The organism is Tianxiuia mixotrophica (assembly GCF_050596425.1).
Lineage (GTDB): Bacteria > Bacillota > Clostridia > Peptostreptococcales > Acidaminobacteraceae.
The window spans coordinates 2,020,652-2,040,829 of the sequence record NZ_CP192292.1 but is presented as its reverse complement, the minus strand read 5'-3'; the positions used below and the strand labels follow the sequence as shown (position 1 = coordinate 2,040,829).

Genomic DNA, 20,178 nt, shown 5'->3' with positions numbered 1-20,178 from the left:
TTCCCCACGAGCATACTCCCAAAATCAACTCAGTTATGTAAACCATTATAGCACCAAAGTCCTATGATCGCAATGGTATTAACTGAGATTTAACAATTCCGAGTAAAATACTACGAATTGAATGAGACTTAAAGCTTTTTAAACACTGTGATTCTTTTTTGGTCATGATAAAGCACTTGTAAGTTGTGCTTTTGCGCCAATATGTTTAAGGCTTTTTCAGTGTAAAATGAAATATGGGTTTGTTCCCGCCTATAAGACCATTTTAAAAAGTCTTCGTCAGAAGGCGGAACACTTGTCATAATGGACAAAATGCCACCAGGCACAAGACAAGATGTGATATGAGTCATTTCTTTTAGGGGGTCATGAAAATGTTCAAACACTTCAGTCGAAGTGATTAGGTCATACTTCATATTCAGGGCATTTTTATCATGACTGTAATGCCTGTCAAAAGTTTTTGTTGAAAAACCCCTCTTTTTTAAGAGTTCAGCTAAGACTGGTTCTGGACCACAGCCAAAATCCAGCGCTTGACCCTCATTTATATATGGATCAACCGCCTTTATAAGAAAATTGTCTAAGTAGTTTACATAGCCCATATCTTCGATGGAATTCTCATGTAGGTCATATTCTGCCCTTTCTTCATCAAAGGTCACATGAAAATCGTCACTTAAATGAATAAAGCCACAGCTTTTGCATCTCAAATAGACGATACCAAACTTTACATCATGTAATTTATAGGTGTTTTTTGAGCATATTTTACAGATCGGTTTCAATTTATCCAAAACAGGTGTTTCCTTTCTCGTATTGTGCTAAATTATCTTTAACAAATATATCTAATGAAAGGCATATTCACAACACATTTTTCTAAATTGGCGGTCACACCACGCCAGTACATATCCTATACACTTGCATAATTACATACTAATGATCGCTAGAAAACAATATTAAGCACTTAAACCACATAGGCGTCATAACGTTTTACAGCGGGAATCATCAACATTTTGCAAGCCACACATTTTATACCTTGGGAGAACAACCATGATAAAGTCAAAATTTAAAAATGTATCAAGGAAAATCATTGCCCTATCACTATCTGCAATGCTGCTCACTGCTTCATTGCCTGCATCTTCGTTTGCAGATGTTATTGATGGTGAGATACCAGTTAAATCTGTCATAACACTAGGAAGGGTATTTTCTAATTATAGTACCGGCGATGAGCTGTCTTCAGATGAATACAGAAGCTTTTTTGGGGATTTAGTTGACACAAGTGAAGTGCTCAGGGCTGAATTTGAAATGAATAAGAGACAACTCGATATGGTTCAAAAGAAACTGGATGAATTTGAAGAAGAAACCCTTGCTTCATTAACAAACTATAAGGATCTATTCTTGAAATTCAACGAAAGGATTTCTTTTTATAGAATGGTCAAAGACAACTTTGTGAAGTCAGCTGACATGAGTTTGCTGGAAAATGGTTCCACTCAGTATATACATACTAGGGGAGATTCCGGTGATTTTACGAAGCTCTTGGTGTTCCCTGATGGTTCATGGGAACTCATAGATTGTATAGAGAACACAGAATACTTATTGGCCCATATAGCGAGCGATGGGTATGCCAGCGTGAAAATGCAAGATGATTTAAGTGATCCAAATATGATCTCTGGTAAAATTAAGTCTCTCTATCTAGGCGAGATGTCAGACTTCTATACCAAGAACGGTTACGGAACCATATATGATGAAAGCGGTTATATTGATTCTGGTAAATGGGAAGAAAACAATGAAATGTCTATGCATTATATATACAATCCCGACGAGGCGTATAAGGCCATTACACAGTTTCAAAATGGAATAAGAAATGGCATTAGTTCATACCAGGCGTTTGACTCAGAAGATGTCTACACTCGAATTTATGACAAGGACGCTCTTCATGGCTTGGCGCTTACCCATTATAAAATTGATGGCATCGAGGCTGAAGTTATGTTTTATTACGACCAGGATGAAAAGCTTCCACTCGTGTACATCAATTATCCAAACAACGACTTAAAGCGGATGATTATTGGTGAAGAAAATCCTGTGGAGATATACGACTCTTCTAAATATGATCGCCTTATTGTTTCTCATTTTGAAGACGGTCGCCCAACAGGCTTTGGCTATACTCGTTATGGCCAAGTCGAATATATTGGGTTTTTCGATGGGTTTGATATTTTAGGGGACGGTTTTTACTATCACATTGATGATGAAGAGAACGTATTTGATGCCAAAGTCGATGCCGTTATCGATGAAATCATTGAAAAAGATATGACTGATCGACAAAAACTTTTAGCCATTCATGATTACATTGTAAATAACGTCAACTACCATAAGCCCCACCTTGATGTTGTTGATCAACCTGGTTTCACGCATACGGCTTATGGTGCACTTATGAAAGGAAAGGCTGTTTGTGATGGCTATGCTCAAGCCTTTAAAGTTCTAACAGATAGGGTTGGAATAGATAACAGACTTATATTTGGGATCACCGTGGATGGAAAAGGCGTTTTCCAAGATTACAATCGACACGCCTGGAACATTGTAAAATATAATGGTGAGTACACACATTTTGACACCACTTGGGATGACCCAACCTACTCAGATAGAATTCGTCACAAATACTACTTTATAGATTCTGAAGAAATAAGCAAAGACCACAAGTGGGACACAGAAAAATATGAAATATATTTTGCCCCAGCTCATTCAAATGACTAATGATTTAAGCTTGTGAGCAAAAATTAAAACATCTAGACTGCCAGTGTAATGACAAAAGCAGACTAGATGTTTTTTTAATAGGTCAGAAGACTATATGGGACACCTTACCAATAGCACTTAAAGCACTATAGAAAACGACTTTGAGTCTGCTAAAAACATATAGGAACTCTAGCATTATATAGGAAGTCTAGCATTAAGAATTTTTATAAAACGATTGTTCATAAGAGGCTCTCTGTAGGCATTCTCACACATAAATTTTAAACCGCTTTGATAACATTTCTAGGTCTTGTTCTATAACTTCTTTGAATACGTCATCTATGTTACTACGTCATCTATACAACCAAGTAGAACGTTATAAATTTCTAAAGTGTCGTTGAAAACCCTTACAAATAGTTTGCTATGAGACTTTTGGTCCCAAGTGCTTGAAAAGAGATCACAAAAGTCTCTTAACTAATCCAATGTATTGTTTACCATCTCATTATTGAGACCAGCGATTGATTCATAATGTTCCCCCATCATTCAGGCATCGTGAAGTCTTTTGATAATCATTATCATTAAAATCGTTAAAGTTTGATCAAATTATTATTGTTTTATTCATATATACACAATAAGTACATAGGTTGTAAAAAACCAATCCTTTCTCATAAAACTAGAGAAACCCCTGCAGTAAGCGAAGCTGCAGGGGTTTCTGAGGAATCCATGTACTAGGTATCTTTATGTACAAACCTATTATAGCTTCATGATGTGTACGTTCTGTGAAATTTCGTCAAGAATATTATAGAAAGTTCAATTTTCATGATAATTCTTTGTCAAATAAACGGATATACGGCCAAACACGGTCTGAATTTTCTGCGAATACCCATTTCTTAACTTTTTTGTCTCTCCCTATTGCAAAATCAGCCTATTCGTGGTAATATTTATCTTGTCGTTAAGACAAATACCACACGCCGAAGTGGTGGAACTGGCAGACGCGTCGGACTCAAAATCCGAAGCTCTTCGGGGCGTGCGGGTTCGAGTCCCGCCTTCGGCACCAGCAAACCCTCACGAGAAATCGTGAGGGTTTTTATTTTTTTGAGTTTATTAAACTTACTAGATGCTCATAACAGTGTCATATATTGTATTAACGATGTCTACAGACCACTCGCCTGCCTTAGCCTGTCTCGCGTCAAATGGAGAAGTTCTAAGAGTTTTACTGGTATCTGGACAAATGAAAAGACCGTATTGAACTCAATGTCAACACGGTCTTTATATACTGTTATTTTGGTTACAAATCTCTTTATGATTTCCTTGATATTCTGACGATCTGCGCTTGCTAGAGTGTGTCTGTATACTGCAAACGCCTTCTTCACATCTTCATCATTTACCCTCTGATGCGTCTTCTGAGCCTGATGCTTGCTCAGTTCTACACTTATTCTGTCCTCTTCGCTTTGAAGCTCACTAAGTCTGTCAAACAGCACCTAATGCGCACTCCCCCGCTCGATTTCACCAAGAATATTTGCGAGCTTTGACTCAACAATTTCAAGCTTTTTCAACAGATCATCCTTTATGTGCTCTTTACTGTTTTCAATTGAATCAATCGTTTAATTAACCTTTTTAACCAGTCTCTTAACATTAAGCTGACTAAATAGATTTTCTTGAAGTACAACAAGAATATAGTCTTCAATATGATCCCTTCTAATTGTGTTTGTCAACGAAAAAGTGAGCCACTCGCTCATGTGAAGTGCCCCCTGTTTAGTAGACATCTATAATGAGCCATTTATAATATTACTAAAAGCAAAGGAGTTTTATAATGGCAAGGAGATTTACTATTATACAACGTAACGAAATTTTAGATTTACATTTAAACCAGGGGTATTCAACGAGAGTTCTTGCAAAAGAATTTGGAATCGGCAGAACAACCATACAGAGTTGGCTACGTTCATATCGTAAAGAAACTGGCGCAGATCCAATGCCTAATAATATTAATGGAAAACCAGAGACTAAAGTGCAGCCCGCAAAACAGATGATGCTCAATGAAATAAAGATGCAAATGGAAGTACTTGAGGTTTTTCAAAAAGAATTAGAAAGGTGGGATCCGCAAGATTAAAATATAAGGTAATTCAGCAACTACGTCATAAGTACACGGTAAGCAACTTGTGTAGGATTCTTGGTGTTTCATCAAGTGGATACTATAAATGGCTTAAGCATCCAGAAAGCAAGCGTACAAAACGGGATAAGTATATTGCGAAACTAATCAAGGAATATCAAGAGAAAATAAAGTTTTCATATGGTTATCGTCGAATAACAATTTGGCTGAACAAAGTCATGAGGATTAAAATAAACCATAAGTCTGTCTTAAGGATTATGAACAAATTTTCACTTTGCTCAATTATACGAAGAAGTAGAAATATAACTCACTCTAAAGACTGTATTCATAAATATGAAAATAAACTGAAAAGACAATTTAACAGTACACGTAAAAATGAGAAATGGTCAACCGATATAACGCAATTTAAATGCAAAGATGGTATCCTATACTTATCCGCATTGAAAGATTTATATGATGGTAGCATTCTTGGTTACTCCTATGCAAAAAACTCAAAGACACCCATAGTGATTTCAACAGTCTCTCAAGCCTTAAAGCACAAAAGGCAGGATAATGTAACTATCTTGCACAGTGACATGGGTTCGCAATACACCTCTCATGAGTATCATGTATTTCTTAATGATAATAGAATTGAACCTTCGATGTCTCGGCCGGGAACACCTATTGATAATTCACCAATAGAAAGCTTCTTTTCAACACTAAAGATTGAGTGGTTATCAGATACCAGCAATATGATGACTAACTCAGTGGCCATTGAGATTGATGAATATATCAATTTTTATAACAATGAACGAATACAGCTGAAGAGCACTACTGCTCCAGTTGTTGTTAGAAATCGTGCAGCTTAATGAGCCAGTATAGTATCTACTCTAAAGGGTTCAGTCCAGCTCACTTTTATATTAGCGAATACACTTCTAATTTCTTTGTTAGTGCACTGCATCTTATGCTTGTTGCAGCAACATCTATAACTAACATAATACTCACCAGAGCCATTCTTCCTACGGTTCCCATGCATTGACGCTCCACATTCCCCGCAGTAGATTACACCTTGTAATAGATATATTTCTTTAGCTTTAGATGATGCACCATTCTTTTTTCTTGAATCGAGTAGTTCTTGTACTTTATAAAATTTTTCTGTAGAAATGATGGCTGGAATTGGATTCTCAACTCTGATTATCTCGCTATCATCCTTTTGCTTATGTCTGTTTCTGCTGCCATTTCGACGTCGCTTCATAGTCTTATTGTAAACATATGTCCCTTTGTATCGTTCGTTTCTGAGGATTGAGTGAAGGCTGTTCTTACCAAAGGCTTTGTTTCGCTTGGTTTTGTAACCTCTGCGGTTGAACTCTTTAAGTATTTCACCATAGGTCATCCCCTCAAGCACCATTTCAAATGTTTTCTTCACAACAATTGCTTCAGCTTCATTAACGATGTAGTTTTTGTCCTTATCAATGTCATAACCAAGAGGCGGAGTGCCTCCATTAAACTTGGTGTTTAAGGCATTTTGCTTTAGAACTTCTGTTACTTCTCTTCCAAGATTAGCAGAATAGAACTCAGCAAGACCATCATAAATTGATTCAAGCAGAATATCTTCAACTTCTCCAGTTAGTTTTCAGACACACTGCATAGCTTAATGCCTTCTGCTTCAAGTATCGATCTGTATTTAGCCATGTTATCTCTATTTCTTGAAAAACGATCTAACTTATGAACTACAAAGAATTTTGCTCCATTTTCAATGGCATATGCAATCGCCCTTTGAAATCCTAGGCGTTTGTCAGTCTTTCCAGATATTCCAATGCCTTTGAAATGTATTACTTTAGTAGCTCCTAAAGTTTTTGCATTGCGTTCCGTTTCAGATTCCTGTGCTTCAATTGATTTTGCATTTTGCTCATCAGTTGAAATTCTTGAATAACAAATTGCCAGTATTTCCGGTTTTATACCATTTTTTATTAGCCTAATAGTTATTCCTCCTTTCTAGAAGCAATCAACTTTCCCAGGTGTCTTGAAACATCGTCTAAAAACTTTTCATCAAACTTGATTGATTCGATTTGCTCACAACGAGTGCCTTCATTATTTTTTAGTGATTCCCTTGAAAGTGTCATCTCTTACCTCCTAAATCTAATAATATTTCATTGATTATACGTTCATTGCGTATTTCTAAACCTAGTTAGAATCCTAACTGCGCAGCTCCTATCAGAATCTTTAACGGCTCAACATTGTACTTATAATACAATTCTTCAATGTAGAAATACTGCCATTTTCTTGATTGTACTTATATATTTACTACTTCTCTTCTCACCCATGAGTCTATTCATAACCACCTTATCTAACCAGTTTTCATCTCTATTTATTTCAGATAAGTAAGCTCTAACGAATGGTATAAACTTAGGTGATGATTCAACGACAGCTTGTAATTCTTTCGGTACATATCTAGTATGCAATCGTAGTCAATCTGAGTACCATTATCATTTATTGTGATTAATGACATCTGATTCAAATAATTAAGTTGAACATATTTGAGAGCCTCCAGCTGAAAAATATCTTTTACACTAGACACTTCAGCTTCAAGTATTGTTAGTTTTTCCAGTTTAGGAAGCAACTTTAGTCCAGAGACATCCAGAAGTCCAACACCGGATACTATAACATCCTTTGCCGATTCAAAGATTTCAATACCTTCAAGATCAACTACGTCAGAAATCATACCCATACAAAGTATGATACTCCATTGCTTTTCTTCTCATCATAAGCAATATTTTCAGTAATCAGAATTGATTTGAACTATCTTGTAAATTTAGGTTGTCCAGTGTTCATCTGACTTTTGTAATTATTTTCTTCACACCAGCTTATATACGCACTGTAGAGATCCTTTTTATTTATTCTTGAAGAGTTTGCCGTCTTGATTCTTTCATAGTAGAAGTCAAGAATCGGGTTTATTTCAATCTTGTAGTCCCTAAGAACTTCATTTGACGCCTTAGACTTGGTAAACTGAAAATTGTTTTGCACAAGTCTTTGAAATCCTGTTATTGCAAAGTTTAGGATGCCAGGTAATTTTTCAAGCAGATTGTCAAACAAGTTCCGATCAGACTTTTCCTGATTTAGACCTTTAGGATCATCCACAAACTGCTTCATAATTGGTACAATAACAAGTCTTCTAGCAAGACCAAACGATTTGTCTTTGCTGTATGGCAGTCTATTAGTTGCAAAGAGTAGCTTTACATACGGTTCATACGGAAAGCTCATTTTGAACTTCTCCTCAACTGTAATATGTTCGCCTGAAGATATAATCTTGAGAAAGACTGAACACTTACAAGATATCAATATCAAGTCCAAGTAACGCTAAGTCTGTTTTCGCTTTCTCAATGATTTCAAAAATTAAAAACTGTACCCTTGCAGGTACAGTACTCAAAAATCCTATGGTCATGAATTTCTCACCTTCAAACCTATTTGTCATCTGTATTCTCCTTGGCTTCATATGGTACTAAATTGAATCCCTTCTTGACCTCGTGACAGAGCGGATGGAAACCTCGCCTTTTGCTTTTTAGGGACTCGATTTCAAGTAGTCTTGCTTTCGTCCCTTCAATGATTTCTGTGAAGATTTTTAGTCTTTCTGTAGCATCCTTGTTAGTTTCTATCCTTTTTCCAGCTGCAATGATTACATCGTCTGAGTTCTTAGCTGCTTCTTCAATGAACTTCAAGTTCTGCTCTCTAACAGCTCTTGTTTCCTTTCCTTAGATATTGGGATGTATTTGGCAATAGTTTTTTGACGAAAATGGCAAAACTTTTTAAACAGTACAATCCGATGTTATTGTTATCTTAAAAGAGCTTCTTCCTTGCGTCTGCTTGGGCCATCAAAGAACAGTAGGTGTGAATGGTGAATCACTCGATCAATGATGGCGGCCGTGAGTTTCTCGTCAAAGAGAAAGTTTTTCCAATGACTGAACTCTATGTTAGTGGTGATAATGATGCTTCTTTGTTCATAGCACATGCTGATGACTTCGAACAGCAACCGTGCGCCTTCTTGATGTAACGGAAGGTAGCCCCACTCATCAAGCACAAGCAGATGTGCCTTTTGGAGCTTTTTCATAAATCGTTCGTGGGTTCCTTTTTCACGAGCGTCAATCAACTTGTTGACCAGCTCGTGGACGGTATAAAAGTAAACCACTTTATGACGATTAATCGCCTTGATGCCAAGGGCAATACCCAAATGAGTTTTGCCAGCGCCAATATTTCCATAGAGAACAAGGTTTTCCTGATGCTCGAGAAATTCAAGTTCTTTTAAGGCTTCCAGTGTTAGTTTCTCCGGAAAGATGACTCTGGAAAAATCGTAGGTTTCAAGCGTTTTTTTACCAGGGAAGCCCGCCAGTTTCATGTTCCGCTGCATAATATTGAGTTGCCTTTCTTCGAAAAGCTTTTGAAGCAAGGCATAGACAAACTGGTCTTTAGAGTCATAGTCAATGGACTCATATATGGGAATAATGTTGCTGCTTAGCTTCATGCGCTGTTGCAGTCGTGTAATGGCTTCTTTCATGACAGCGCACCACCTAACAGCGTATCGTAGTCATCAAGCTGTAAATCATAATCAGGCAGTACTGGCAGTGTGTCGCTTGTCCCTTGCAGGTAAATGGCCTGATCTTCGTTCATCCTGTGATAAGTCGTCCATAGCGCATCCGATGAATATACGTGTTGTTTCATGTTTTCTTCAACTATTTTTGCAGCAAAGTCAAAATCGCTTTCGAGCAGACAAAATTTGAGAAAAGATAAAGCGTCACGTAAATCATTTTTATCAAGGGCTGAAGTGTAGCGCTGCCATACATCCGGAAGCAGCGTGTAAAACCCTGTGTATTTAAGAGCTTTTGGACGTTTCGCCACCAGAGTGATGAAGTCAACCCAGTGGGTGAATTTCGTTCCTTTCTCAAAGGAGCGTTTATGCTTTGTGAGTTCACGATAGTCTAAGTCGCAGATGATGAGTTCATTGGCATAATATTTGACTGTAACCTTTTCACCGACTTTACTCGGTGATACGGAATACTCGTTACCATCTACTTTTATATGCCCGTTTTTATAAACATGATGTTTTGTTTCACGGGCATAATCGTAAGAGGCAGGGTTCACGGTGTGCATCATCTCTTTTTCTTTTAGGAACAGAGACTGAATGGTTTTGGGTTTATGCTTATAATGCTCTCGTTCGTTGTCCTTGTCACAACGTCCCAGCAAACCCTTGTTGAATTCATCGATATCATGTAGTTTGGGCTCCGGTATAAAAAGATTGTTTCTGAAATACCCGACCTTGTTCTCAACAGATCCTTTTTCATTTCCAGAGTTAGGGTTGCAAAAGTTGATCTTAAAGCCATGATGAAGTGCAAACTTTTGAAATCTTGGATTTGCTACGACACTGCCTTTGTCATCCTTTTGCCGCAACGCTGCGGCAGCCATTTGATCAAACCAGATGCGACTTGGTACTTTGCCGATATGTTCAAAGATTTTTTCCAAACTTTCGCAAACCGCTTCCATTGTCTCGCTTCTGGTGATTTGGCAAAAACCTGCGTTACTTGCCGGGAAAGTCATAACAAACTCATGAGCCTTGACGAGTTTGCCATCTTCATAGATGTCAATTTCGCCAAAGTCGAACTGCGCCTCACCGCCCGGATGCTCAAGAACAAGAAAGCATTCTTTATCCGAGTAGAGTTGGCTGCGTTCTTCTGCTACAATTGTTCGCATCGTTCGTTCTCTGATTTGGCAAAGTTCCGGGAATTCCTCAAGGGCACGCTCATAGATCCGCTTGGCTGTATGGCGCTGCTTTTTACGCTTATGCTTGTCATCGAGAAGAATCTGGCGAACAAAAGGTCTGATTAAGTCTGATTTACGTTCTTTCTTGCGGGTGTAAGGTTTATCGTTAAAGTCCTCTAGGTTGATATATTTATTAATAGTGTTGCGTGAGTGTGTTGTACGTTTCTCGATTTCTGATACGGAAAGTCCTTTATCGAAATACATTTCCCGTATATAATTGACTTGAGTAATTGTCAGCACGTCCTTTCACTCCCTTTTAAGTGTGGTTACCTAAAAGGATAATTTGATTGGATTGTACTGGCAATTATTTTTGTCATTTTTTGTTGCCGTTTTGTTCAAATTTATTTTACCAAAGACATATTGGGATCAAGATTAGCAATGGTCACTGTTCCGTAGCCAAGTGAACTTAGATTATTGATGACATACATAGTTGTTTGATCCTGAATGACATCATCCGTAATGCCTGTATTTTTCATGATAATGAGTGCTTTCTTTTGCTTCTTATCCCATTCCTTTTTAACAAGAAAACCTGTTGTTCTTGCCATCATCATAAGTAACTTCTGTAATCATTGTGCTTGTTACTATTTGAGTCATATTTCCTCCTAGATTCCATAAATAAACCCCAACCAATTTTTTAACGGTTAGGGCTTAATCAAGATATTCCAACAAGTTTTGCGGTGCCATTTCTTCTTTCATGAAAACAATTATTCCAAAATCATCACCCAGAAGTATCAACGAATGTATCCAGTTACCTTCTGGTGTTTGGACTTTTTCTGTAAACTCAATAATTTGCGATTCTAAGTCAACATTGTAGTAATTCAAAATGTCATAGTCACTTTCATTCTCAATTATGAGCATAAAGTCACCTTCACTTCTATATGTTTATTCTGTAATCTGCCATTCGTTAATCAGTATTTGTAAGTAATGATTTACAATTGGCTGTACTTCTCTAGGTATAATCTCTTTGTAGTTTTGTTCAGGACTAAATACAATCATAACTTCTCCCTCTTTTTCTCTTCTTTAAAACTGAAATACTTATCATCTGCAATAATAATGTGATCTAGCATTGGTATACCAAGCAATTCCCCCGATGCCTCAAGCCTTTCTGATATTTTTCGGTCTTCATTGCTTGGGCTTACATCACCTGACGGATGATTATGCACTGCAATCAAACTCGATGCCTTACTTAAAATTAATCCTGAAAAAACCTCACGAGGGTGTACTAATGCTGAATTGATTGTACCGATACTTGTAATCTCGATTTGATTGAACTCATTCTTCGTATTTAGAGCAATGATCACAAATTACTCCCTGTCTGCTACACCAATTACATTTTGAGCTAATCTTACTGCATCTTCTGGTTTTGTAATTTTCCTAGGCTCATAGAGAATACTTTTTTTCCCTCACAAGGTTGGTTCTAATAATATTGATTCGTTTCTTTGCCATATGACCTCCCAAAATAAAAATAGCCTTAACAACTTGTGTTAAGGCCTTTCAGTGCAGTAAATATATCTAATTAATAATATCTCTATAAAGATTTTTTCATAACGTTTTCTAGTAGCTTTCCAGTTCTCGCTTGATAGCGTCATTGATGAAATCTGTTGTTGTTCTAAATGCTTTAGCTTCACGAAGTACCTGAATTTCATCGTAGAGATCGTACTCGATGTATGTTGTATGTCTTTTGTACTTCTCATCAAAGGTCTTTTGTTTTTCTCTATTTGGCTTTTGTTTTTCTCTATTTGGCTTTTGCTTTTCTTGGTTCATAGCTTCAATCTGAGATTTTGAGTACTTGAGTCCTTTTCTAATCATTGCTCTACCCCCGTTCTAACCAGGATTTCCTTACATAGTCCTTCAAGTTGCTTTATTGGTTTACTACGCCACGATAAACCTCTAATGGGTATTCCTATGTCATTTGTGCTTGGAAATGCTGTACAGTCAGATATGGTATTAGAAAAGACAACATCTCCCATGACATTTCTTAGATTGAATACTTTTTGCTTACCTAGTTTTCTACGAGAATTTACTCTGTTAACTACAATTCCAAGTATGCTGTAATCTGCATCATTTTCTTTCTTCAAGTCTTCAAGGTCACTGATGAAATTTTCGATATTTGTCATACTGAATGTCTCTGTATCAGAGACTACGATAATGTCCGTAGATGCCACCAACCCCCATTTAGATGCTTCACTTATACTAGGTGGGGGATCTATAAGAATAAAATCAAAACTGTCCAATTCTTGATGTTGTAATTTATTGTATAACACATGTGAATTACCATGGGTAACAAACTCTTTGATATTAGGATGACCTGATACAACAAAGTAATTATCAAAGACTTCATAGGCAGTTTCTTGAATGGTATATTTGCCTCTAAGCACATTTACGATGTTGTAGTCATCTATGATTTCTTCAAATGCAAGCTTCGTTAAATCACATTGATCATCTAGGTCGACGAGCAAAATCTTATAACTCTTCAATGATAATTCAAAGGCGAGGTTAAAAGTCATAGTAGACTTTCCAACCCCGCCTTTACGGTTTGAAATTGATATGATATTTTTCATTTTTTCTCTCCTTTGAACAAATTAGAATGTAACGTCTCTAATACGAAACGAAACGTTTCGTATTAGTAATTTGTTCATTAAGAAAGGAGTAAATTTTACCAATTTCATTTCACCATAGGACTATCAAGTAATACTATGTTTAACATGCACTTTATTCAACTATTCAGTAAAGATAAATTTATCATACCGTTCTGTTAACGATTTTTATCAAATGTTTTGTGTTTTGACATACATTGATATTGCGTTTATTTCACTAAATGCAATGTCTCAATTAAACTAAAATGAACTTATCTTTCTGAAATACTATCGATTCCGAATTATAAAGTTCACCTGGTATCACTTTACGAGCAAAACCATTGACTACTAAGAATGAGTAGAATGAACGCTCACTAGCTTCACTAACTCCTGCTAACTTCATTGCATGAGCAATTATTCCAGAGTAGGTAATTAAGCCAAATTCTGAATCTACGAAAATCCCCTTTTGATATCGTCTATCAGTGACTTCTGGCTGGACAACTCTTAGATTAGGGCTATTCCAAGATATTATCGATTCCAATAAAAACTCATTCCATTCATACCTAATACTCGGTAATAGTTGCCAATCAGAAAAATTGGATATTACCAAATATCCATTGGAAATGTCTTTTCGAATTATTTCTTCAATTTCATTTAGAGTTTCCTCATTGAAGTTGAATTTACTGTGGTGAACGTACTTATCTTTTGAAATCCTAATATAATCGGCTTCAATCTCATAAAACACCATGCTTGATGTTGCTGATGACCACTGAAGCTTTTTGCTCAAGTCATAATATTCAGTATATGATAAATAATCTGGATCATTGAGGAGTTGTATTGCAATATCCTTTGTTGTAAAGCTTCTAAAGTGATTTTTCAGACCTATATGTGGTCTTTTAAAATCATATTCATCTTCAAACAAGTAGGATGCTATATAGAATAAATTCATCGGCTTCTTTATAACATTTCTATCAATAAACTCATTCATTTCCTTCATAGTTATATCATAAAGTAGTGCATCGCTACAGTAACCAGAATTTCGATTTAGTAATCTGTCAATTATGTTCCTTAACAGAATAACTTCAGCTTCACTTGCATTAAGTAAACTACCACAGTAATATGTCTTGTAATCCCACTGGAGTAACTCTGAATCATTACTAATCGCATTTAAGAACATTACATCACTAAATCCGCTAAGCTTATTCTTAAGCTCCTTATGAGTAACTGGGCGATTACATTGAATAATGAACTCTTTTATCCTTTGATTTACACCCTTATCCGAACATGAGCCTCCTCTATTTTTAATTAGATAATCTCTATCAAAGGTGTATTCTTCCAAATAGAACAGTTTTAGTACACCATGCAGAAAATGCTCATTGTTTACATTACTAGTGAAATTAAGGACACCTTCGAACTCAGCAAATAATTGCTTATAATACACTGTGTTTTCCGGAAGTTTATCTATGAAACTTTTGATACGTTCAAGTGTGTCCATATCTATCTGTACTTTTCTAGGTGATATGGCCATCCCTCTATCACTTATAACAAGGTAATCAGATATCCGAGCACTAAGAGCTCGATCACTTACTGGTAGTCCTAAATCACCATACTTATCAAGAACGATTTCTCTTAATTTTTTAAGATCCTTACAATCATTGCTCTTTTTTTGACTTAACTTGATCCCATTTGGAAAACAGTCAAATATAATTTTCTCGCAGAGGTATCCATATGATGTTCTCCCTCTTGTAACAAAATTTTTGTAAACCTTATACTTGTTCTTCCTTAATATATTTTTAATTGCACCAAGACTTAAAAAATCAAACCCATTATCCGCAAGCAATTCTTCCAACTCTTCTTGGTAAACTATTAAATCTGTACCTTCTTCTATAAATTCCTCTAGAATAAGCATAATTTTCTTTTCTGCGTTAATGTGAGTAGCTTTACTTACTAACACATCTGCAAAATCTAAGAACTCAATTTCATCAGAGAACTTGCATGCATGAACCATTATTCTTCCAAAGTCTTCATCCTCAAATACATCAAGTAACTCTTGAACAGTAATGTACCCTTTAGCTTCCAAGCTAGAACCAACTAACTCATGTAGAAAGAACCAAATTTTATTAAAGAACTTAGCTTCCTTCTGTCTGATACGCTCTCTTGTCACGCCTTCATCTTCTGCAATATCTTTTAGGGTGAACCCATGAGCTCGATTTAAGAAAATCTCATACTCAGAACTACCTTTTTCATTTTCAAGTATCTGATTGGTCAGATCAACAAGTGAATACTTCAACAAATCAATTGTCAAATACAACTTCTCTACATTCGGCTTCCTTAAAAGCTCTTTAAGAGTAGATTCACTCATCTCAACAAGATCAGCAATCGACTTGTATCCACTTTGCATTAGTTTATTTATTGTTCTATTGCCAATTCCAAGTATATTTAAAGCCTCTATAGAAAGATTTCTGTTCTGAACATTGACGTTTTCAAACTTTGATTTTGGAGTAGATGATATCTTTAAAACATGATTTTCATCGATTTCATCTTCAATGAACTTTTTGTATTCTGACATTATTTTTGTATACTTACGTTCACCAATACCTCGGAGATTTTGAATAGAACCGAAGTCAAATGACTCCAAATCCCCCATAGTAATAATGCCCTTAGATAAGCAATACTCTACAAAAATATTGAAAGTGTTACCTTTAAAAACTTCAGTTATCGGTATGTCAGTTTTCTCTATTAAACACAATTGGAAGTTATTACCTTCATTTGTTCCAAAGTGTTCACTAGAAGAAATTTCAATGACTGATTCGCTTTCCATTTCAATTTCATTAACTTCACTCGACTCGCAGTTTTCGCCAGAATCTCCTAACAGACTTGATTCCGGTACTTCCATACGCTCTGTATGATTTGAGAATGTATCAATGAATTTTTCATCTGATACATTTTCAACATCAAGATTCAATGTAAGACAGTATGGACAAAACTCAAATTTTGAATGGTCATATTCCTCATTACAATTTTTACAAGTCATCTTTTCCTCTCAAATGAACAATCCTTTTATAAACCTTATCGTATACATCTTCATATGTTAGTGCATCTACAATATAAGTGCCAGCTAGCATATTAAGATATTTGCCTATGTCTCGAACCAACTGACGATCAATTTTGATTCCATCGCTTTCAGCATACATCAGTGCAGAAATGGTTGCTTGAGCTACATGAGCATTATTGAAAACATTTCTTCCGCATATACTTTCAATATAGTCCTGATTTTTACATAAAAATTCTGTTAACTCGAAAGGGTTTTCTCGACCCTCATCATAAGTAACTCTTCCAATCCACCAGAGTCTTGATATTCCATTTCTGAATAGTGATCGCTGCTTTCCATAATTGAATAAGTACCGATTCATCATTTCGTTTACTTCATTTGTCTTCCATCGGTATTCCATATAATCTCTCATTTCGAATAATGTAAACGCTGACCAAATTCTCTCATCAGAAGCTTGAGAATCTGATATCGATTTCAAATGAGTGTATATCCTTTTTATATTCTCAAAATCTGTTAAGTGCTCTTTCCCTTTTGGTTGAGAAGTGTCTAATTGAAAATCATTCACTTCGTACGGCGTGTCTTTCAGAAGATCTTTATCCGAGAACAAAGATTCGACGCATAGACTTCTATCATCAATAATCTTACTGAAAATTTCTTTATGATTGCTTTTGATTGCGTGAAGTCCATCTTCAGTTACAAATCTAATCTTCATAATTGAATCCTCCATTCATCAGATAATCAAATGATTTTCCGATTGGTGTATCTAATAGTTTTTGAGCAACCTCTAAGGATTGAATATTATCCAATCCCTCATAATCAAACTGTATACCCATTTTATTGCATGTTTTCCTTAGTCCTCTATACCATCGTCTGTTTTCATATTCATAAAGCTGACTCCTTGAAGCTTTAAGCTCATTAAAAACTTGCATCAATGCTGGAATTATAATCATAGAGTGCATAACTGGTTGAATATCCATGAAACTTTTCATGTTATTGTAAAATCCATAAGTCCTATTTGGTAAAAGGATAGTAATTTTTTCACCAAGCGTATTTACTTTGATATCTGTAATCATTTCGTCTAAATTAGGAGCTATACTAAATATGGATGATGTATTTATTAAGTCATCTTTAACCTTGTTTATCCGCAGCTCAAATTCATTTCCAACTGCAAGTATACACCCTTTTTCAATATCAAACTTAAACCCTTTGTAATCACTACTAAATTGCGAGTTAGAGTACTTATTAAGATCACTCCTCGCAATAATAAAACTACATACTTCAATTTTCCCATTTACATTACTGTTGTGAATCAAATACTCCATCTCTCTACTTTTTGTTGAGATGCTTGTTCGATAGCATGTTTGAGAACATTCAATATGATGAACATACTCAGCATCACCATTTTCAATCATATCAAGTAGTTCTTTGTTGTTAAACTCAATAGCAAACTTGAGTTTAACATTATAACCATCCATTTCATGGCTGACATCTGTATTGAATATACAATCACTATAGCTGTCATTTTCAGCTGATATTACTGGATAGGTGAAATACTTAGACCGAAGTCGCATATGCTTTAACCTCCAATGAACAGTAATCATAATAATCCAACACAAGACTCAATCGTATTGGTTGACCTTTTTTAAACTCAACACCTTTAATTTTATTATCAGCTACGATACATTTACCATTGATTACATTGGCATCAAGAATTGGAGCTTTATACTGTTGGGTTTCGGCTGATAAGAACAGTTCTAAGACACCTTCTATCCCGTCTGTTTCAGGAACAATCACCATTGCATATTTGCCATTCTCTTTATCGACGCATATAGGAAGAAACTTCTGGAACTTAACATCTACAACTGTCTTCACTTGACTTTCTTCACCTTCTGAATTTCCAGTTGGTTTTGGATCACGCTTATCTTCTTTAGTTCTCTTATCATCATCATGTTCCCATCCTGTTCCGTCTCCACCAGGTGATGAGCCTCTCACATCTTCAACGTCATATTCTTCGCTCGATTCTTGAATATTGCTACTAGAAGGTGCTCTTCTTTCGACTTTCTTTTTTTCAACCTCAACCACTTTGTCACTTACAGCTTCTTCTTTAACTTCTTCTTGTGACTCTTCGATTTCGTCAGGCAAAAAATGACCTACACCAACTGCATCAATTTCCTGATCACTGCCATTTGAAACCAGTTCATTTATCCAATCTCTGATATAGTTATTTAACGTTCTTAATAATTCTTTCTCTCTTGTAGGATGCGGTGATCTATCTGGTTGCCACTCCGTGTGTTCTGGATTTTCTATAAGTCTCAGTCGCTTATTTATATCTTCTCCATTTATGAACATAACTCCCGCAAAAGGAATGTGTCCAGAAAGTCTGTCTCTATCCATTATTTTCATGCCAGTTTGTCTTATCATAGCAACACGTCTCGGTGCATTAGGATCACCTAACAATATTCCAAGTTTAAGCTCGCCTAATCCGTTGAAGTCCTCAGTCTTCCAATGTGTATTTTCCGACACTAAAACTTCATAATATTTTTCTGTGTACCCGGTTAAATCATCTTTGTACGTATCAACTAGATCACTAAGTGTATCTTTACTTATTTCAATACTGCCTACATTAACAATTAGTTTTCCATCCCAAATGGCTCCAAGAAACCCATCCAAAATGGAAATAAGTATTTTCTGCTCCCATTCTTCACCTGCGTATTTATATCCAGCTATATAAATATCAGTTCCATACTCAGCGTCTGACCTTCTAAAACTTCGATCTATCTCTAATTGCTCATAAACAGGTGTATTCTTGTCATTTCCGTAGTATCCAATCCCTTGTGTATTTTCACCATCTTCTCTAGTAAAAGTAACAATACGTGATACACCTTGATATGCAGAAAAACCTTCAACATCATATGTACTATAGTAGACAGTTGAAAACTCGGAACATGCAAAGGGAGCAAACTTACCAATGCCAAATGAACCTCCAGCAGTCCCTCTTTTATCTGATGCACCTGAAGACTTTGTGAGGTTTGTCCAATTAGTATTGATATCTTCTTTTGAACCCGTAAGACCGCAAGTATTGAAGTCACTTATCCTTAAAACAGAACACTTTTCCTGGCTTATTTTTTCTTTAGCATTTGTGAAAAAATCTTTTGTTGCTCTAGCTTTTTGACTTTTCCAAAACTCTAAACATCTAGTGAATGAATCTTCTAATGAGTCTCGTCCTGGCAATTGTCCTGAATCAATCTCGAATACATTAAAATCTATTCTCACTGGTAAATTTGTTGATGCGTCCAGTGAATTCTGACATATCTCACGAGCCAATGATTTTAGTGGTGTTCCTCTAAACATTGCAACACCAGAGTCATTTATACCTTTGTTTTCACCGTAATCGTTAGATGGATATCTCCATTGAATCATCATGCACACTCCTTAAAGTTTAAACTTCTTGTTTTCTGACTGTGAATCGAATACATCGAATTTTGATCGTGCAAGTTTTAACTCTTCTTCTAATGCTGTAAAGATCTTTTTTACATCTTCTTTCGAATACTCATATGTTCTTGTGTTAGAACAATTTCCAAGTAAACGTATCATTTCTATAATCTTACTCGTCCTTGATTCAGCAATTCTAACAAACTTTTCTTTTTTTGATTCTTTCATTTTCCCACCTCAGATTCACTCGTTCTTATATTAACACTATATCACTCATAATTTATATATTCAACTTTTGTTGTCATCATTTCCTATATAAGTGCACTCATTTTATATATATGTCTCATAGAACTCAATAACACTGCGTTATTGAGCGCTCTATTTCCAAATTATTTCTAATGTAGAGCTATTAAAGTAAAAAAAGTTCTACAATAAATGTTGGGGGGGATTAATAATCCGCCCCATTACTGTTACAAAAAATAGAAGTGCACTTATAGACAAAGCTCTTT

Annotated in this window: 24 protein-coding genes, 1 tRNA gene and 1 pseudogene; 4 read left to right on the top strand and 22 right to left on the bottom strand. The window is 35.8% G+C overall.

What is annotated here, in order from left to right; translation table 11 throughout:
- Positions 1-128 precede the first annotated feature (128 nt).
- Entirely contained in the window at positions 129-779 is a 651-nt protein-coding gene (locus tag ACQ4KW_RS08820; RefSeq protein ID WP_430886163.1) for a class I SAM-dependent methyltransferase, read from the bottom strand.
- Positions 780-1,035: 256 nt separating this feature from the next.
- Here ACQ4KW_RS08820 and ACQ4KW_RS08815 point away from each other — a divergent pair, with 256 nt between their 5' ends.
- The gene (locus tag ACQ4KW_RS08815; RefSeq protein WP_430886162.1) at positions 1,036-2,736 is read left to right on the top strand and encodes a transglutaminase domain-containing protein; all 1,701 of its coding nucleotides are present in this window, start codon (positions 1,036-1,038) and stop codon (positions 2,734-2,736) included.
- A gap of 946 nt (positions 2,737-3,682) precedes the next feature.
- A tRNA-Leu gene (locus ACQ4KW_RS08810) sits at positions 3,683-3,769 on the top strand.
- 97 nt (positions 3,770-3,866) lie between these two features.
- Here the strand turns inward: ACQ4KW_RS08810 and ACQ4KW_RS08805 are convergent.
- The gene (locus ACQ4KW_RS08805) at positions 3,867-4,193 is read right to left on the bottom strand and encodes a hypothetical protein (RefSeq protein ID WP_430886161.1); all 327 of its coding nucleotides are present in this window, start codon (positions 4,191-4,193) and stop codon (positions 3,867-3,869) included.
- Positions 4,194-4,316: 123 nt separating this feature from the next.
- Positions 4,317-4,451 carry a hypothetical protein gene (locus ACQ4KW_RS08800; protein WP_430886160.1) on the bottom strand — a complete coding sequence of 45 codons (135 nt, stop codon included), beginning with the start codon at positions 4,449-4,451 and terminating at the stop codon, positions 4,317-4,319.
- A gap of 74 nt (positions 4,452-4,525) precedes the next feature.
- Here ACQ4KW_RS08800 and ACQ4KW_RS08795 point away from each other — a divergent pair, with 74 nt between their 5' ends.
- Both ACQ4KW_RS08795 and ACQ4KW_RS08790 read left to right on the top strand, forming a co-directional pair.
- The gene (locus tag ACQ4KW_RS08795; RefSeq protein WP_430884109.1) at positions 4,526-4,822 is read left to right on the top strand and encodes a helix-turn-helix domain-containing protein; all 297 of its coding nucleotides are present in this window, start codon (positions 4,526-4,528) and stop codon (positions 4,820-4,822) included.
- Positions 4,804-5,670, top strand: a complete 867-nt coding sequence (locus tag ACQ4KW_RS08790; protein ID WP_430884110.1) for an IS3 family transposase — start codon at positions 4,804-4,806, stop codon at positions 5,668-5,670. The genes ACQ4KW_RS08795 and ACQ4KW_RS08790 overlap by 19 nt, the downstream gene beginning before the upstream one ends.
- On the opposite strand, the gene ACQ4KW_RS08785 is transcribed toward ACQ4KW_RS08790, so the two are convergent.
- From ACQ4KW_RS08785 to ACQ4KW_RS08695, 19 genes and pseudogenes are all read right to left on the bottom strand, one after another.
- Complete coding sequence (locus ACQ4KW_RS08785) at positions 5,667-6,233, bottom strand: recombinase family protein (protein ID WP_430886556.1); 567 nt, start codon at positions 6,231-6,233, stop codon at positions 5,667-5,669. The genes ACQ4KW_RS08790 and ACQ4KW_RS08785 overlap by 4 nt on opposite strands.
- A 194-nt stretch (positions 6,234-6,427) precedes the next feature.
- Positions 6,428-6,739, bottom strand: a complete 312-nt coding sequence (locus tag ACQ4KW_RS08780; RefSeq protein WP_430886555.1) for a recombinase family protein — start codon at positions 6,737-6,739, stop codon at positions 6,428-6,430.
- 44 nt (positions 6,740-6,783) lie between these two features.
- Positions 6,784-6,924 (bottom strand): hypothetical protein, encoded by a 141-nt coding sequence (locus ACQ4KW_RS08775; RefSeq protein WP_430886159.1) that lies wholly within the window; start codon positions 6,922-6,924, stop codon positions 6,784-6,786.
- A gap of 245 nt (positions 6,925-7,169) precedes the next feature.
- On the bottom strand, positions 7,170-7,523 hold the full coding sequence (locus ACQ4KW_RS08770; protein ID WP_430886158.1) for a hypothetical protein: 354 nt from the start codon (positions 7,521-7,523) through the stop codon (positions 7,170-7,172).
- A 77-nt stretch (positions 7,524-7,600) separates the two neighbouring features.
- Positions 7,601-8,140 carry a primase-like DNA-binding domain-containing protein gene (locus ACQ4KW_RS08765; RefSeq protein WP_430886157.1) on the bottom strand — a complete coding sequence of 180 codons (540 nt, stop codon included), beginning with the start codon at positions 8,138-8,140 and terminating at the stop codon, positions 7,601-7,603.
- On the bottom strand, positions 8,127-8,273 hold the full coding sequence (locus tag ACQ4KW_RS08760) for a hypothetical protein (protein WP_430886156.1): 147 nt from the start codon (positions 8,271-8,273) through the stop codon (positions 8,127-8,129). The genes ACQ4KW_RS08765 and ACQ4KW_RS08760 overlap by 14 nt, the downstream gene beginning before the upstream one ends.
- Positions 8,263-8,526, bottom strand: a pseudogene (locus ACQ4KW_RS08755) (hypothetical protein); the annotation flags it as partial. The gene ACQ4KW_RS08760 and the pseudogene ACQ4KW_RS08755, both read right to left, overlap by 11 nt.
- Positions 8,527-8,630: 104 nt before the next feature.
- Positions 8,631-9,350 (bottom strand): IS21-like element helper ATPase IstB, encoded by a 720-nt coding sequence (gene istB, locus ACQ4KW_RS08750; RefSeq protein ID WP_430886155.1) that lies wholly within the window; start codon positions 9,348-9,350, stop codon positions 8,631-8,633.
- On the bottom strand, positions 9,347-10,813 hold the full coding sequence (istA, locus tag ACQ4KW_RS08745) for an IS21 family transposase (protein WP_430886154.1): 1,467 nt from the start codon (positions 10,811-10,813) through the stop codon (positions 9,347-9,349). The genes istB and istA overlap by 4 nt, the downstream gene beginning before the upstream one ends.
- 137 nt (positions 10,814-10,950) lie before the next feature.
- Entirely contained in the window at positions 10,951-11,160 is a 210-nt protein-coding gene (locus ACQ4KW_RS08740) for a DUF1643 domain-containing protein (protein WP_430886153.1), read from the bottom strand.
- 97 nt (positions 11,161-11,257) lie between these two features.
- A complete protein-coding gene (locus tag ACQ4KW_RS08735; RefSeq protein ID WP_430886152.1) occupies positions 11,258-11,467 on the bottom strand; it encodes a hypothetical protein in 210 nt (69 codons plus the stop codon).
- Positions 11,468-11,601: 134 nt separating this feature from the next.
- The gene (locus ACQ4KW_RS08730; protein WP_430886151.1) at positions 11,602-11,910 is read right to left on the bottom strand and encodes a JAB domain-containing protein; all 309 of its coding nucleotides are present in this window, start codon (positions 11,908-11,910) and stop codon (positions 11,602-11,604) included.
- Between the two features lie 253 nt (positions 11,911-12,163).
- On the bottom strand, positions 12,164-12,418 hold the full coding sequence (locus ACQ4KW_RS08725) for a hypothetical protein (RefSeq protein WP_430886150.1): 255 nt from the start codon (positions 12,416-12,418) through the stop codon (positions 12,164-12,166).
- Positions 12,415-13,170 carry a ParA family protein gene (locus tag ACQ4KW_RS08720; protein WP_430886148.1) on the bottom strand — a complete coding sequence of 252 codons (756 nt, stop codon included), beginning with the start codon at positions 13,168-13,170 and terminating at the stop codon, positions 12,415-12,417. Before ACQ4KW_RS08720 ends, ACQ4KW_RS08725 begins: the two co-directional genes overlap by 4 nt.
- A 271-nt stretch (positions 13,171-13,441) precedes the next feature.
- Positions 13,442-16,219, bottom strand: coding sequence for a helix-hairpin-helix domain-containing protein (locus tag ACQ4KW_RS08715; protein ID WP_430886147.1), 2,778 nt, complete (start codon positions 16,217-16,219; stop codon positions 13,442-13,444).
- Complete coding sequence (locus ACQ4KW_RS08710) at positions 16,209-16,949, bottom strand: DUF6339 family protein (RefSeq protein WP_430886146.1); 741 nt, start codon at positions 16,947-16,949, stop codon at positions 16,209-16,211. Before ACQ4KW_RS08710 ends, ACQ4KW_RS08715 begins: the two co-directional genes overlap by 11 nt.
- The gene (locus ACQ4KW_RS08705; RefSeq protein ID WP_430886145.1) at positions 16,939-17,808 is read right to left on the bottom strand and encodes a hypothetical protein; all 870 of its coding nucleotides are present in this window, start codon (positions 17,806-17,808) and stop codon (positions 16,939-16,941) included. Before ACQ4KW_RS08705 ends, ACQ4KW_RS08710 begins: the two co-directional genes overlap by 11 nt.
- A complete protein-coding gene (locus ACQ4KW_RS08700; protein ID WP_430886144.1) occupies positions 17,792-19,660 on the bottom strand; it encodes a hypothetical protein in 1,869 nt (622 codons plus the stop codon). Before ACQ4KW_RS08700 ends, ACQ4KW_RS08705 begins: the two co-directional genes overlap by 17 nt.
- A 9-nt stretch (positions 19,661-19,669) precedes the next feature.
- Entirely contained in the window at positions 19,670-19,897 is a 228-nt protein-coding gene (locus ACQ4KW_RS08695; protein WP_430886143.1) for a hypothetical protein, read from the bottom strand.
- Positions 19,898-20,178: the final 281 nt, after the last annotated feature.

Excerpts from the sequence above, each read along its gene's own strand:
- ACQ4KW_RS08815 (WP_430886162.1), top strand. The coding sequence starts at position 1,036 with ATGATAAAGTCAAAATTTAAAAATGTATCAAGGAAAATCATTGCCCTA.
- ACQ4KW_RS08800 (WP_430886160.1), bottom strand. The coding sequence starts at position 4,451 with ATGAGCGAGTGGCTCACTTTTTCGTTGACAAACACAATTAGAAGGGAT.
- ACQ4KW_RS08795 (WP_430884109.1), top strand. The coding sequence starts at position 4,526 with ATGGCAAGGAGATTTACTATTATACAACGTAACGAAATTTTAGATTTA.
- ACQ4KW_RS08775 (WP_430886159.1), bottom strand. The coding sequence starts at position 6,924 with ATGACACTTTCAAGGGAATCACTAAAAAATAATGAAGGCACTCGTTGT.
- ACQ4KW_RS08770 (WP_430886158.1), bottom strand. The coding sequence starts at position 7,523 with ATGATTTCTGACGTAGTTGATCTTGAAGGTATTGAAATCTTTGAATCG.
- ACQ4KW_RS08760 (WP_430886156.1), bottom strand. The coding sequence starts at position 8,273 with ATGACAAATAGGTTTGAAGGTGAGAAATTCATGACCATAGGATTTTTG.
- istB (WP_430886155.1), bottom strand. The coding sequence starts at position 9,350 with ATGAAAGAAGCCATTACACGACTGCAACAGCGCATGAAGCTAAGCAGC.
- istA (WP_430886154.1), bottom strand. The coding sequence starts at position 10,813 with ATGTATTTCGATAAAGGACTTTCCGTATCAGAAATCGAGAAACGTACA.
- ACQ4KW_RS08740 (WP_430886153.1), bottom strand. The coding sequence starts at position 11,160 with ATGATGATGGCAAGAACAACAGGTTTTCTTGTTAAAAAGGAATGGGAT.
- ACQ4KW_RS08735 (WP_430886152.1), bottom strand. The coding sequence starts at position 11,467 with ATGCTCATAATTGAGAATGAAAGTGACTATGACATTTTGAATTACTAC.
- ACQ4KW_RS08725 (WP_430886150.1), bottom strand. The coding sequence starts at position 12,418 with ATGATTAGAAAAGGACTCAAGTACTCAAAATCTCAGATTGAAGCTATG.
- ACQ4KW_RS08720 (WP_430886148.1), bottom strand. The coding sequence starts at position 13,170 with ATGAAAAATATCATATCAATTTCAAACCGTAAAGGCGGGGTTGGAAAG.
- ACQ4KW_RS08715 (WP_430886147.1), bottom strand. The coding sequence starts at position 16,219 with ATGACTTGTAAAAATTGTAATGAGGAATATGACCATTCAAAATTTGAG.
- ACQ4KW_RS08710 (WP_430886146.1), bottom strand. The coding sequence starts at position 16,949 with ATGAAGATTAGATTTGTAACTGAAGATGGACTTCACGCAATCAAAAGC.
- ACQ4KW_RS08705 (WP_430886145.1), bottom strand. The coding sequence starts at position 17,808 with ATGCGACTTCGGTCTAAGTATTTCACCTATCCAGTAATATCAGCTGAA.
- ACQ4KW_RS08700 (WP_430886144.1), bottom strand. The coding sequence starts at position 19,660 with ATGATGATTCAATGGAGATATCCATCTAACGATTACGGTGAAAACAAA.
- ACQ4KW_RS08695 (WP_430886143.1), bottom strand. The coding sequence starts at position 19,897 with ATGAAAGAATCAAAAAAAGAAAAGTTTGTTAGAATTGCTGAATCAAGG.